At 70.8% G+C, this 12348-nt stretch carries 13 protein-coding genes; 8 read left to right on the forward strand and 5 right to left on the reverse strand.

The window, feature by feature from the left end; translation table 11 throughout:
- Window positions 1-295 precede the first annotated feature (295 nt).
- The gene (locus tag LO763_RS22940; RefSeq protein ID WP_230789402.1) at window positions 296-805 is read left to right on the forward strand and encodes an NUDIX domain-containing protein; all 510 of its coding nucleotides are present in this window, start codon (window positions 296-298) and stop codon (window positions 803-805) included.
- An 87-nt stretch (window positions 806-892) separates the two neighbouring features.
- On the opposite strand, the gene LO763_RS22945 is transcribed toward LO763_RS22940, so the two are convergent.
- The 3 genes from LO763_RS22945 to LO763_RS22955 all read right to left on the reverse strand — a co-directional run bounded on the left by LO763_RS22945 (window position 893) and on the right by LO763_RS22955 (window position 4022).
- Window positions 893-1732, reverse strand: coding sequence for an MBL fold metallo-hydrolase (locus LO763_RS22945; protein WP_230789405.1), 840 nt, complete (start codon window positions 1730-1732; stop codon window positions 893-895).
- Window positions 1733-1876: 144 nt separating this feature from the next.
- Window positions 1877-3154, reverse strand: a complete 1278-nt coding sequence (locus tag LO763_RS22950; protein WP_230789408.1) for an erythromycin esterase family protein — start codon at window positions 3152-3154, stop codon at window positions 1877-1879.
- A gap of 4 nt (window positions 3155-3158) precedes the next feature.
- Window positions 3159-4022, reverse strand: coding sequence for an NAD(P)H-binding protein (locus tag LO763_RS22955; RefSeq protein ID WP_230789411.1), 864 nt, complete (start codon window positions 4020-4022; stop codon window positions 3159-3161).
- 281 nt (window positions 4023-4303) lie between these two features.
- Here LO763_RS22955 and LO763_RS22960 point away from each other — a divergent pair, with 281 nt between their 5' ends.
- From LO763_RS22960 to LO763_RS22970, 3 genes are all read left to right on the forward strand, one after another.
- On the forward strand, window positions 4304-5140 hold the full coding sequence (locus tag LO763_RS22960) for an undecaprenyl-diphosphate phosphatase (RefSeq protein ID WP_230789414.1): 837 nt from the start codon (window positions 4304-4306) through the stop codon (window positions 5138-5140).
- Between the two features lie 164 nt (window positions 5141-5304).
- The gene (locus tag LO763_RS22965) at window positions 5305-6159 is read left to right on the forward strand and encodes an NAD-dependent epimerase/dehydratase family protein (RefSeq protein WP_230789417.1); all 855 of its coding nucleotides are present in this window, start codon (window positions 5305-5307) and stop codon (window positions 6157-6159) included.
- A gap of 101 nt (window positions 6160-6260) precedes the next feature.
- A complete protein-coding gene (locus LO763_RS22970) occupies window positions 6261-7388 on the forward strand; it encodes a hypothetical protein (protein ID WP_230789420.1) in 1128 nt (375 codons plus the stop codon).
- Between the two features lie 29 nt (window positions 7389-7417).
- Here the strand turns inward: LO763_RS22970 and LO763_RS22975 are convergent, their stop codons facing one another.
- On the reverse strand, window positions 7418-8290 hold the full coding sequence (locus tag LO763_RS22975; RefSeq protein ID WP_230789421.1) for an MBL fold metallo-hydrolase: 873 nt from the start codon (window positions 8288-8290) through the stop codon (window positions 7418-7420).
- 125 nt (window positions 8291-8415) lie between these two features.
- On the opposite strand from LO763_RS22975, the gene LO763_RS22980 reads away from it, so the two are divergent.
- From LO763_RS22980 to LO763_RS22995, 4 genes are all read left to right on the forward strand, one after another.
- On the forward strand, window positions 8416-9537 hold the full coding sequence (locus LO763_RS22980; RefSeq protein ID WP_230789423.1) for a hypothetical protein: 1122 nt from the start codon (window positions 8416-8418) through the stop codon (window positions 9535-9537).
- Window positions 9538-9710: 173 nt separating this feature from the next.
- Complete coding sequence (locus LO763_RS22985; RefSeq protein WP_230789426.1) at window positions 9711-10205, forward strand: SRPBCC domain-containing protein; 495 nt, start codon at window positions 9711-9713, stop codon at window positions 10203-10205.
- Window positions 10206-10213: 8 nt separating this feature from the next.
- The gene (locus LO763_RS22990) at window positions 10214-10663 is read left to right on the forward strand and encodes an ArsR/SmtB family transcription factor (RefSeq protein ID WP_230789428.1); all 450 of its coding nucleotides are present in this window, start codon (window positions 10214-10216) and stop codon (window positions 10661-10663) included.
- A gap of 77 nt (window positions 10664-10740) precedes the next feature.
- A complete protein-coding gene (locus LO763_RS22995; protein ID WP_230789430.1) occupies window positions 10741-11184 on the forward strand; it encodes an SRPBCC family protein in 444 nt (147 codons plus the stop codon).
- 299 nt (window positions 11185-11483) lie between these two features.
- Here LO763_RS22995 and LO763_RS23000 read toward each other — a convergent pair whose 3' ends face one another.
- A complete protein-coding gene (locus LO763_RS23000) occupies window positions 11484-12293 on the reverse strand; it encodes a TetR/AcrR family transcriptional regulator (RefSeq protein WP_230789432.1) in 810 nt (269 codons plus the stop codon).
- Window positions 12294-12348: the final 55 nt, after the last annotated feature.

The following is a 12348-nucleotide window of genomic DNA, read 5'->3' on the forward strand; positions in this document are numbered from 1 at the left end:
GGAATCCCTGCGCCTCCACACCCCCGACCGAGAACCGGCCCCCACCGGCGCCTGACCCGGCCAAGGGCCCGCCCGTAGTCGATGCGAAAGCCCCGGCCTCCTCGGGAGGCCGTGGCTTTCGCATCGGCGGTCCTTCCCGCTCCGCCGTCGCCGCCCGGCCGAACACCGGCTCCTCTGACCGAGCGCCGACCGGCTCCGGCCCGTCCCACGGCCTCGGCGGCGAGGCCGCCGAGGAGCCCGCACGCGCTTTCCGCCTGATCCGTGGAGGGCGGGACATGTCGGTAGGGTTCGCCTCATGAATCGACTGGGACCGTTGCCGCAGGAGCTGCTCGACAGCTTCGCGGTCTCGTACGCCGTGGCGTGCGCCTTCTTCACCGACGCCGAGGGCCGCGTGCTGCTGGTCAAGCCGAACCACCGCGACGACTGGCAGTTCGTCGGCGGCATGGTCGACACGGGCGAGTCCCCGCATGAGGCGTGCGCACGCGAGGTCAAGGAGGAGATCGGGCTGGACCTGCCGGTCGGTGATCTGCTGGTGCTCGACTATGCGCCGCGGCATGCGTTCGTGTCGGCGCCCATGACGATCTACGTCTTCGACGGCGGGACCGTCGCGGACCCCGGGCTGATCCGGTTGCAGGAGGAGGAGCTGGAGGCGTTCGGCTTCTTCCCGCTGGAACAGGCGGCGTCCCTGTTCGTCGAGGTGCACCGGTCGCGCGTCGCGATGGCGGCGGAGGCCCGGCGAACGGGGCGGACGGTGTACCAGCCCTTTCACGAGACGGAGTCCATCGGCGACCGCGAGGCGCTTTGAGCGAGGCCGCGAGCAGGACCGACCCACCTGAGCCGCAACGGAACGGCACCGGTCCGCGGATCGAAGGCGCGATCAGTCGTCGCGGCGTCAGGGCGAGGTGAACGGCTCGGTCAGGTGCGGCGTGGCCAGCCGCAGCACGCTGCCGGCCTCGACGTCGAGCATCCGCTCCCTCGAACGCCGTGCCTCTTCCGGGTCGACCTCGTGCGCGTACGCCAGTTCCGGGTGGAGCAGCTGGACCGCGTGCACGAGCAGGTCGCCGGTGACGACGGCCAGGTCGCGGCCGTCCTCCACGAGCACGCTCTGGTGTCCCGGCGTGTGTCCCGGGGTGGCGACGACGCGGCCGGTCCGCAGCGGCGTGTCGCCGTCGAGCAGGCGCAGCTGCCCGGTGGCCTCCAAAGGCTCGACGAGGGAGCCGCGCAGCTGCGGGTTGAGCGAGTCGATCGCCTCGAGTTCCCTGCGCTGCAAGAGGTATTCGGCGTTGGGGAAGTAGGGGTGCGGGTCGGGGCGCGGCGTCTCGCCGTACTTGTTGTGCCCGTTGACGACCGCCCAGCCGATGTGATCGGTGTGCAGGTGGGTGAGGACCACGGTGTCCACTTCGTCCGGATCGATCCCGGCGGCGGCGAGCGACTGCGGGAGCAGGCCGGGCACCGGCGCCCAGGAGGCGGCGGGGCTGTCGGCGGGGCCGATCCCGGCGTCGACCACGGTGAGGCCCTGCTCGGCGCGGATCGCGAACGCGCGGAACTGGAGCAGCCAGCGCCCGTCGGCGTCGACCGCGCCCGGGTCGAGGCGGTCGGCCGCGGCCCACTGCTCGGCGGTGGCGTCGGGGAACGCCTCGGCGCGCGGTGAGAAGAAGGGGCCCGTCGCATCGGGAAGGGCGATGATCTCGGCTGATCCGATCCGGATGGCGGGAGTGCGCATGGGGGTCATGCCGCGATCCTGCCACGCCGCGCGTGTGCCCCAGCGGTCGTGGCCGGATCGCGGCATCGCCGAATGCTGCAGGTGCGCGACGCCCTGCTCGACGGCGCGGCGACGGCCCTCGACCAGTCGGCTGAAGGGCTGCCCCCGTATCGGTCAGGCTTCGGCGAACGGGTACTCGGTGGGCTCGGCGGTGGGGAGGTAGGCGACCATGTCGTAGTCGTCGAGGACGGGCGAGTCGGCGAAGTAGTCCTCCATGCGGAGTTTCGTGAACGACCCGGCGTCGCCGGTCGCGGTGCGGGCCTCGCGGAGGTTTGCGATCGTGAGCGGTGCCGGGCCGGTGAAGGCCGTCTCGACGCTGTCGTCCGGCGGGATCTGGAGCGGCCGGATGCTGAACGCGAATCCTTCGGGCTCCTCAGGGTCCAGTTCACTGCGGACGGCACTTCCGTCGCCGCTTGTGGCGGCGATGGCGGCGTACTCGTCGCCGAGGGCTTGGGCCAGGTGGTATCCGGCGGGGAAGCGACCGGCTGCGGCGTCGGCGGCGGTCGCGGTGCGGCGGAGGTGGACGTTGTGCAGTCCGAGCACGACGCGGGTGTCGGGGCCGTTCGCTTGGAGCAGCCCGATGACCGTCTCTGCCATGGCGTTGTCGAGGTTGGTCGGTCCGACCGGTAGCCCGTGCCCGGTCATGTCCCGGGTGAAGTGGTCGATGTGCCAGGCGCGGCGCAGGTGTGCCATCGCCTCGGCATGAGATCGCTGGTTCCCTTGTGCGCGTTGATGAGCGGACATGCTTTCGAAGCGCAGCTGTAGTCGGCTTAGAGCGGCGGTCAGCGCGTCGCGGGCGGCGTCGCCCATCTCCTCGTAGGCGGTGAGGGTCTTGACGATCGATGGGTCGGGATAGTGCGACGCGGCCTTGATCGCCGATCGGGCCAGCGGCAGGGCTTCGGGATCGTGCCGTTCGAGGTACGACGCCACTTCGGACAGTTCTCCGAGCGGCGACGTCCGGTCGTCGCCCGGGAGGATCCCTGCGAACCGCACCGGCCTTGCGGCCCCGCGGTTGTACTCGCGCAGCCAGGTGAGGGTGCGGTGCATGTCCTGGCACCGGGCCAGGCCGGTGCCGGTGGTGGCGGCGGCGGCCTCCTCGACGGTGCCGGGGCCGCCCGCGGTCCAGGCGTCGACGGTACGCGATTCGAGGACCGCCGCCTCGAAGGCGTAGACGTTGAAGCCGCAGCGTTCGACGAGGAACCGCAGCAGGCGGTGGCGCAGTCGGTAGAACTCGCGCATGTGGTGGGCGCTCTCGCCGATGCCGACGACGCGGGCGTTCCCGATCATGTCGCGCAGCGGCTCGAGGTCGTCCAGCGGCGCGTCCGGATCGAGCGTGTCGGCGGTCGCGGCGTATTCGGCGATCCAGTCCCGAAGCGGCGTGGGGTTGTTCATGAGATCAGACGACTCCGTTCGTGAAGTGCGCGGCATGGTCGCGGGCCCAGTCCAGAAAGGAGTGTGCGGGACGGCCGAGGATCCGCTCGACCTCGTCGGTGACCGCGGCCTGCCGGCCGTCGAAGGCGGCGAAGCGGGCGATGAACGAGGCCGTGAGTTCCGGCGGCTGGCCCATGGCGTCGAACTGCTCTGCGATGTCGAACAACGTGACGTCCCGGTACAGCAGCGGCCTGCCGGTGGCCTCGGCGAGGGCATCGACCATGGCGGCGTGGCTGATCGCCTCCGGCCCGGTCAGGACCGGCTTGCGCCCCAGGAGATCATCGTGCAGGAGCGCGTGGGCGCCGACCTCGGCGACGTCCCTGGGGTCGACGGCGGCTTCGGTGAAGTCAGGGCAGGGCCAGGCCACCTCGTCGCCGCGCGCCAGCTGCCCGCCCCACAGCGGCAGGGCCATGTTGGCGTACACATCCGGTCGCAGACTCACCCACTCCAGGCCGCTCGCTTCGGCCGCGGCCTCGCATTCCCGGTTGCGATCACCGATATACCGGGAGGGCTGCAATGCCAGCGAGTGCTCGACGTTATAGGCCGCCAACGCGACCAGGCGGCGAACGCCCTTGCGGCGCGCCAGGTCGGCGAACTCGCCGACCGCGTCGCCGATCGCTCTGGAGTTGAGGAAGACCGCTCGCGCGCCGTGGAGGTGCCCGGTGACCGTGTCCGGTCGCGACGGGTCGCCGCCGACGACTTCGACACCGTCTGGGAAGTCGGCACTGTCGGGGTCGCGGGTGAGGGCCCGCACCTCGGCTCCTTGCGCTGCGAGCGCCGCCACCAGCGGCCGTCCGACCGCTCCGGTCGCACCGGTAACGAGGATCATGAGTCTCAGCTCCAATCACATTGCCGCCCAACTGCTGGCAAGCATGCCGCCGGATCGAGGCGGGGGCGTCGATCCGGCGTCGAATATCGCGCGTACCCCAGCGGACGCAGCACGGCGCCGGCCTACGGCCCCGGGCGTAGGTCGGGGAGCGAGGACTGATTGATCTGCGCGGCGACTGTTCCTTACCTTCGGCAGGGGCGGGTTCGGCCCTTCTGCCGAGGCGGCTCCCCTCCTCGCCACGTAACCTTTCGCGGGAACCGAATCTATGGGAAGGACCCTCCTTGAGCAGTGAGATGAGCATCGTCGACGCGCTCGTCCTCGGCGTTGTCGAAGGCATCACCGAGTTCCTGCCGATCTCCTCGACCGGCCACCTGGTGCTGTTCTCCGAGTTTCTCGGCCTCGACCCGGCCGACCGCTCGGTGATCGCCTTCAACGCGCTCATCCAGGGCGGCGCCATCCTGGCGATCCTCGCCTACTTCACCAAGGACATCTGGCGGATCGTCAAGGGCTTCAGCGTCGGCCTGTTCCGCCCCGACCGGCGCGGCATCGACTACCGGTACGGCTGGTACGTCATCATCGGCACCGTTCCCATCGGCCTCGCCGGGATCCTCCTGTCCGGCTACGTCGACCGGATCTTCAACCTCTGGGTCGTCGCCTTCGGCGCGATCGGCTGGACCTTCGTCATGTGGTTCGGCGAACGCGTCGCCACCCACCAGCGCACCGAGCTGCACGCGAACTGGAAGGACGCCGTGTTCGTCGGCCTCGTCCAGGTCCTCTCGCTGTTCCCGGGCGTCTCCCGCTCCGGTGCGTCCATGACCGCGGGCCTCCTGCGGGACTTCGACCGCGAGAGCGCCACCCGCTTCTCCTTCCTGCTGGGCATCCCGGCCCTCACCGGCGCGGGCATCCTCGAACTCGACGAGCTCGGCGGCGGCTCGGTCCCGCTCGGCGCGATCATCACCGGCGTGCTCGTCTCGGCGGTCGTCGCCTACATCTCGGTCGCCTGGCTGATGCGGTTCGTCTCCAGCCACACCTTCATGCCGTTCGTCTGGTACCGCTTCGCCTTCGGCGGCATCATCCTGCTGCTGCTCGCCACTGGCCTCGTCGGCTCGGGCGGCTGACCCGATCGCGGCGGAGCGCCACCCCGGCGACCAGGGCGGTTGCCTTGGAGTGCGCTCCAGGTTCTAGGCTTCGGGCCGTACGGCCCGAAGCCGGCGGCTCCGCCGCCCTCGGGCGCGACGCCGCGCGGCAGCGGGCCGCGGGCACTATCGAAGGGGGACGCGCCATGGCGCGAGTGGCGGTGACCGGAGGCAGCGGCAAACTCGGCCGCGCCTGCGTGCGGGACCTGGTCGAGCACGGCTGGGACGTGGTCAACCTCGACCGCGCGCCCTCGCCCGACGGCCTCGCCCCCTACCTGAGCATCGACCTCACCGACTACGGCCAGGTGGTCGGCGCCCTCACCGGCGTCGACGACCGCTACGACCGCCTCGACGCGGTCGTCCACCTCGCCGCGATCCCCGCCCCCGGCCTCCAGGCCAACTCGGCGGTCTTCCGCAACAACATCCTGAGCACCTACAACGTCTTCGCCGCCGCGAAGGTCGCCGGGATCGACAACGTCGTCTGGGCCTCCAGTGAGACCGTCCTCGGCCTCCCCTTCGAGACCCCGCCGCCCTACCTCCCGGTCGACGAGGAGTACGCGCCCCGCCCCGAGTCCACCTACTCCCTCGTCAAGACCCTCGAGGAGACCATGGTCGGCGAGCTCTGCCGCTGGAACCCCGCGCTCAAGGCCACGGGCCTGCGCTTCTCGAACGTCATGTACGTCGAGGACTACGCGGCCTTCCCCTCGTTCGAGAGCGACCCGGGCCTGCGGAACTGGAACCTCTGGTCCTACATCGACGCCCGCGACGGCGCCCAGGCGGTCCGCCTCGGCCTCGAACGCGACGGCACCGGCAAGGAGGTCTTCGTGATCGCCTCACCGGACACCGTGATGTCCACGCCCACAGCCGAACTCGTCAAGGCCCACTATCCGGACCTGGAGCTCCGGCGCCCGGTCGAGGGCCACGAGACGCTCCTGTCGATCGACAAGGCCCGCAGGGTCCTCGGCTACGACCCGCGGCACTCCTGGCGCGACCACGTCTGACCCGCTGCCGCGGCCGACCGCGCCGGTGGTCGGCCGCGTGCCCGCCGGGATTCGCTAAGGTGAGGGCCTCCAGACCCGATTCCCGAAAGGCGGTCGTGGAGATGCGTTGTGCCGCAATACTTCTGGCTGCCGGTTCGCTCGCGCTCACCGGATGCTCCGATGAGGGCGCCGAAGTCACCGACGAGGACATCGCCGGCATCGAAGCGAGCCTCGCCAACGGCTCCGAGCTGTCCTGGGAGCTGACCCAGGCGGAAACCCGCGTCGCGGCCATGTGCATGGAGGACCTGGGCTTCGACGTCCACGACGAGAACGCCCTCCACGGGGGCGTGACCCCGGGGCGGTTCGAGGGCTTCGCCTCGCCGTACGCCCGGATCCCCACGGTCGAGCAGGCCGAGGAGTTCGCCTTCGGCCAATGGATCTCCTTCGGCGACTCGCCCGACGCCGAGGCCGTGCGCGAAGACCCGGACTACCTCGCGTTCACCGCCGCGGAGGACGGCTGGTGGGATCCCGCATGGGATGCGGCCCACGAGGAGTGGCAGGCGACCGACGAGGAGTACCGGCAGGCTTGGGAGGAGGCGTTCCTAGGGCCGGAGCGCGTCGCGTACGAGGCCGCCATGTCCGAGGCGCTCCAGGCGGGCGAGGACCCGGCCGAGATCGACCTCGGGCGGCAGCCGCCCTTCGGCGGCTGCGAGCTGGAGACGATCGAGATCGTCTACGGCGGGCCCGAGCGGTGGGAGGCGGACGACGGCGACTACTGGAGCAGGCCCGACACCGAGAACCCGCTCGCCTCGCTCGGCGACGCCGGATACGGCGAGTTCTCGGCCCGGTACGTCGAACAGGAGCAGGCGTTCCTCGACTGCCTCGACGAACGCGGATACGGCCGGTGGGAGTTCGACGAGGTCGGCCGGCTGCCGACGGTCGACTACCTGTCCCGCGCGTACCCCGAGGCGATCGAGTTGTTCGGCATGCCCGACGACGAGAGCGTCCCCGAACTGACCGACGAGGCCGAAGACCTGCTCCAGGCCGAGGGGCCGGAGGCGTTCGAGTTCGCGATGGCGCTGGACTTCGCCGAGTGCGCCGAGGATTCGGGGCTGCGCGACGGCACCGAAGCGGCCTGGGCCCGCATGAAGGTCGAGCAGCTCATCGACCGCGAGACCGAGGTCTACGCCTGGGAGCAGGAGATCGAGGGGTACCTCGCCAACGCCCAGGACCACCTCGCCGGAGGCTAGAGCGCCTGCGGCCGCGCACTGCCCGGGGGTCAGTCCGCCCGGTACCAGATGTGGAAGTCGTCGTACTCGTGCACGCCCGGCGCGCCGCCGATCTCCTCCAGCGCCGTTTGCAGCGCCCGCAGCTGCTCGACCTTCATCGGCAGCGCCGCCTCGTCCGGCTGGTGGCTCCACCCGCGCGGGTAGGCCTCGCCCGGCTCGGTCGACATCTCCACATGGCAGCCCAGCAGGTGCGACACCGGGTGCTCATCGCACCACGACACCAGCCGGTCCACTGTGGCCTTGTAGGCGTCCCAGTCCTGGACGTACAGGTGCCCGGGGTACAACGTGTCGCCGGTGAGCAGGAGCCGCGTCCACCGGTCGTAGAACACGGTCGCCGACGCGTGGTGCCCCGGTCCCGGGATCACGTCGACCACCCGGCCGCCGAGGTCCAGTTCGCGGGGCGTGGCCGGCCAGTCGTCGAACCCGTAGAACGCGGTCACCGCCTCCAGGCCCGGCCCCACGATCCGGGTGCGCGGCCGGTCGGCGAACTGGCCGTCCGCCGCCTTGTGGTCGCCGTGCCCGTGGGTGTGGGCCACGATCAGCCGGTAGTCCTCGCGCGGGTGGCGCTCCAGCCAGTCGGCGATGTGCGCGTCCACGACCTCGCGCAGCGGGAAGTACTCGGGTTCTGCCGTGGCCCCGGTGTCGATCAGCAGCGCCGACCTGTGCCCGAACAGCAGGAACATGAACGGCGCCTCGAAGTTCACGGACATGTTCTGCCGCATGATGACCGTGTGCTCTTCGGCCGCGTGCGACTGGATCTCCGGCGCCGGGTCGTGCTTGGCCGAGGGCCAGCCCGCGTGCCACTCGACGGCGAGGTCGGGCACGCGGCCGCCGGGCCCGAAGGTCCTGGTCCTGGATGTCAAAGTCGTCTCCTCCTCGGAGGCCGGGCACCGCTCGCGCCCGGCTGCTCCCGCCGCGAGCGTATCCAGCGCCGCCCGCTCCCCGCACGGCTTTTACGGCCGCCGCCGTTCGCTACAGTGGCGGTCTCATGACCACCCACCCCCGAAAGGCGGTCACCGAGATGCGCCGCACCGCAACCGCCCTGCTCGCCGTCCCGCTCCTCCTCACCGGATGCTCCGACACGCCTCCCGAGGTCACGGACGACGACGTCGTCCGCATCGAGGAGAGCCTGGCCCACGGCTCCGAACTCGCCTGGGAGTTGACCCAGGCGGAGACGCGGGTCGCCTCCATGTGCATGCAGGACGAGGGCTTCACGGTCCACGACCGCAACCTCATGCACGGCATGATGATCCCGAACCGCTTCGAGGGCTTCAACTCGCCGTACGCCCGCGTCCCCACGGTCGAGCAGGCCGAGAAGTTCGCCTTCGGCTACTGGGTGGGCATGACCGACACCGATGAGGCCCGGGCGATGCGCGAGGACCTGGACTACCTCGCCTTCGCCGGGAACGAGATGGGCTGGAGCGACCCCACCGAGTACGAGGAGTACGAGGAGTGGAAGGCCCTGGGCGAGGAGTACCAGCGCGAGTGGCTCGAGGCCTTCCACGGCCCGGAGCGCCTGGCGTACCTGGAGTCCATGAGCGCCGGTGAGGACCCGGTCGAGGCGCCCCCCTTCGGCGGCTGCGAGCTGGAGACGATCGAGATCGTCTACGGCGGGCCGGTCCACCTGGAGCGCGACTGGGGCTCCGCCTGGATCCGGCCCGACCTGGAGAGCCCCCTGACCTGGGTGGGCGACGGCGAGCTGTACGAGGAGCTGTCCGCCGAGTACGTCGACCAGGAGCAGGACTTCCTCGCCTGCGTCGAGGACCGCGGCCACGGCCAGTGGCGGTTCGACGACCTCGGCTACCTGCCCGTCCACTGGTACGCGGGGCAGTTCTACGGCGACGGCACCTCGTACGAGGGCATGGAGGAGGACGTCCCGCCGCTGGCGGACGCGGCGGAGGACGCCGAGGACCCCGTGGCCTTCGAGTTCGCCATGGCCCTGGACTTCGCCGAGTGCGCCGAGGACTCGGGCCTGCGCGACGGCGCGGAGGAGCGGTGGGCCCGCATGTACGTCGAGCGGCTCATCGACCGCGAGGCCGAGGTCTACGCCTGGGAGCAGGAGATCGAGGGCTACCTCGCCGACGCCCAGGACTACATCGCGGGGAAGTAGCCCCCGGCGCGTCGGGCTTGCTCCTGCGATCTGCGCGCCGCTGATCAGCCGAAACACGGCCGGGGCGGTCGGTCGCACATTTATATGCAACTAACGGTTGCGCATTGCCCGGCGATCCGCTACCGTTAAGAGCAACCAAAGGTTGCGATTAGTTGCGAAAGGCGGCGGACGAGATGACCGACATCGAATCGAGCCCCCGACCGGCCGAGGAGTTCGGCACCATCGAGCGAGAGCTCCACATCGACGCCTCCCCGGAGGTGGTCTTCGACGTGGTGAGCAGCCCCGAGCACCTCAAGGAGTGGTGGCCCGACGAGGCCCAGTATGCGCCGGTCCCCGGCGAGGCCGGGCGCATCGGCTTCCGCGAGGTGGACGGCAGCGTCGACTGGCAGCAGTTCACCGTCGTGGACGCCATGCCCCCGCACCACTTCTCCTTCCGCTGGACCCATCTCGAAGGCGAGCAGGCCGCCTCCGGCAACTCGTTCCTCGTCCGGTTCGAACTCGAACCGGTCGGCACCGGGACCCGCCTGCGCATGACCGAGAGCGGCTTCCGCGAGCGCGGCTGGGACGAGGCGAAGATCGCCGAGGCGCACGCCGACCACTCCGCCGGCTGGGACCACTTCCTGCCGCGCCTGCCCGCCTACGCTGCGAAGGTCGGGTCGGACCGGTGAGCACCGCGATGGACGGTGCGCGAGGCGCCGCCACGGGCGCCTCAGGGGACACCGCAGTGGACGACGACCTCTGGTCGGCGGTCGGCGACCCGACCCGCCGCCGAATGCTCGACCTGCTCCTGAGCGAGGGCAGCGGCACGGCGACGAGCCTGAGCGAGCACCTGCCGGTGACCCGTCAGGCGGTCGCGAAGCACCTCGCGGTGCTCGACCGGGTCGGCCTGGTCCACGCGAGCACCGCGGGGCGCGAACGCCACTACCGGGTCGACGAGCACCAGCTGGCCCGCGCCGTCGCCCAGCTCACTGAGGTCGGCGCCGCCTGGGACGCCCGCATGCAGCGCATCAAGCGCATCGCCGAGCGGATCCAACGCGCGGGGGAGCGCAAGGAGAACCGCGCGGGCAATCCCGCGGAGCAGCCGGCCCGGTCGGAACCGCAGGAACGGCAGGAGCGGTCCGAATAGGCCGAACCGCAAGAGCGGCAACAGAACCAAGAGAGCCAAGAGAACCGAGAGCAGAACGACTGGAAAGGAACACGAAGATGGTCGACATCCTTCACCGCATCGGCTTCGAGAACACCTCGACCGAGCGGGTCTACGAAGCCCTCACCACGCTGGACGGCATCCGCGCCTGGTGGGTCGAGGACACGACAGGAGAGTCCGACGCCGAGGGCCTGACCGAGTTCCGGTTCCCCGGGGGCGGCTTCGAGTTCACGCTCACCGAGCGCGATCCGGGCCGACGCGTCCTCTGGGAGGTCGTCGGCGGTGACAGCCCCGAATGGATCGGGACCAGGATCCACTGGGACCTCAAGCAGGACGGCGACTGGACGATCCTGCTGTTCAAGCACGAGGGCTGGCGCGAACCGGTCGAGTTCATGCACCACTGCTCGACGAAGTGGGCGAGCTTCCTGATGAGCCTCAAGCAGCTCATCGAGACGGACTCCGGCAGGCCCGCGCCGCGCGACGTGAAGACCGACAACTGGTAGGGGCCGACCCGCAGGTCGGGCCGTATGCGGGACCGGTTCTCGGGCCGGTCCCCAGGCCAGTTCGCAGGCCGGTTCGCGAGTCGGCACCGGAACCTTCGCAGGTGTTCCGGTGCCGACCCGCGAGCCGGCCTCTTCGCCTTGCGACGCAACGGTTCAGGGAAGGGCCGGTCGATCGCTCTCCTGATCGACCGGCCCTTCCGGCGCGTCCGGGCCGCCGTCCGTCCGCTCGAAGCGGCCCGGGCTACCGCTTCCCGCGCGCTTCGGCCCGGGCCACCGCTTCCCCTGCGATTCGGCTCTGTTTACCGCTTTCCGCGCGCTTCGGCGTACGCGGCGATGCCGTCGATGAACCGGTCCAGCCCGAACGCGAACCCGAGGCTGTTCCAGAGCCCGCCGGGCGGGGCGCCGTCGATGCTCTCGGTCATCGCTTCGAGGGCGAGCGGGAACGCCGCGGGGTCGAGCACTCGCCGGACCGCCTCGGAGCGCCCCGCCCGGATCTCCTCCGGGCTCAGCGGCGAGGTCCGCTCGGCGTCCAGGACGCCGCCGGTGGTCTTGGCGGTGCCGAGGACGAAGTAGGTCAGCGACAGCGCGATGTCGAGCGCCTCCCCGCGCCCCAGGCCCGTCTTCGACAGCGCCTGGAGGAGGGATTCGAGGTAGCGCATCTGGTTCGGCGCCAGCGGCGGCCCCTCGACGTTGATCTGCATCGTCCACGGGTGGCGCCGGTACAGCGCCAGGAGGGCCTCGGCGCTCCGGCGCAGGTGCCCCCGCCAGTCCTCGGAGGGCTCGGCCAGCGTCACCTCGCCCACGACCCGGTCGAGCATGAGCGCCAGGAGCGCGGCCTTGTCCGGCACGTACGTGTAGAGCGTCATGGTGCCGACCTGGAGCCGTTCGGCGAGGCGCTTCATCGACACGGCGTCCAGGCCCGACTCGTCGGCCAGTTCGATCGCGATGTCGGTGACCTGCTCGACGGTGAGCGAGGGACGGGGGCCGCGGGCCCGCCGCGGAGGCCTGCCCCAGAGCAGGTCGAGCCGGTCCAGGTCCGGATTGTCGTGAGCAGTCATCGTCAGTTCCCGGTCGGTGCCGGCGCGGTCGGCGCCGGGGTCGGATGGCAAGGTCGGACGGCAGGGTCGGATGGTGGCGCCGAATGGCGAGGTCGAACGGCAGGGC

Origin of the sequence: Glycomyces amatae (genome assembly GCF_020991375.1) — a bacterium.
Classification (GTDB): domain Bacteria; phylum Actinomycetota; class Actinomycetes; order Mycobacteriales; family Micromonosporaceae; genus Glycomyces; species Glycomyces amatae.

Coding starts and splice junctions, on each gene's coding strand:
- LO763_RS22970 (WP_230789420.1), top strand. CDS start 6,261: ATGCGTTGTGCCGCAATACTTCTGGCTGCCGGTTCGCTCGCGCTCACC.
- LO763_RS22965 (WP_230789417.1), top strand. CDS start 5,305: ATGGCGCGAGTGGCGGTGACCGGAGGCAGCGGCAAACTCGGCCGCGCC.
- LO763_RS22990 (WP_230789428.1), top strand. CDS start 10,214: ATGGACGGTGCGCGAGGCGCCGCCACGGGCGCCTCAGGGGACACCGCA.
- LO763_RS22955 (WP_230789411.1), bottom strand. CDS start 4,022: ATGATCCTCGTTACCGGTGCGACCGGAGCGGTCGGACGGCCGCTGGTG.
- LO763_RS22980 (WP_230789423.1), top strand. CDS start 8,416: ATGACCACCCACCCCCGAAAGGCGGTCACCGAGATGCGCCGCACCGCA.
- LO763_RS22995 (WP_230789430.1), top strand. CDS start 10,741: ATGGTCGACATCCTTCACCGCATCGGCTTCGAGAACACCTCGACCGAG.
- LO763_RS22985 (WP_230789426.1), top strand. CDS start 9,711: ATGACCGACATCGAATCGAGCCCCCGACCGGCCGAGGAGTTCGGCACC.
- LO763_RS22940 (WP_230789402.1), top strand. CDS start 296: ATGAATCGACTGGGACCGTTGCCGCAGGAGCTGCTCGACAGCTTCGCG.
- LO763_RS22950 (WP_230789408.1), bottom strand. CDS start 3,154: ATGAACAACCCCACGCCGCTTCGGGACTGGATCGCCGAATACGCCGCG.
- LO763_RS22945 (WP_230789405.1), bottom strand. CDS start 1,732: ATGACCCCCATGCGCACTCCCGCCATCCGGATCGGATCAGCCGAGATC.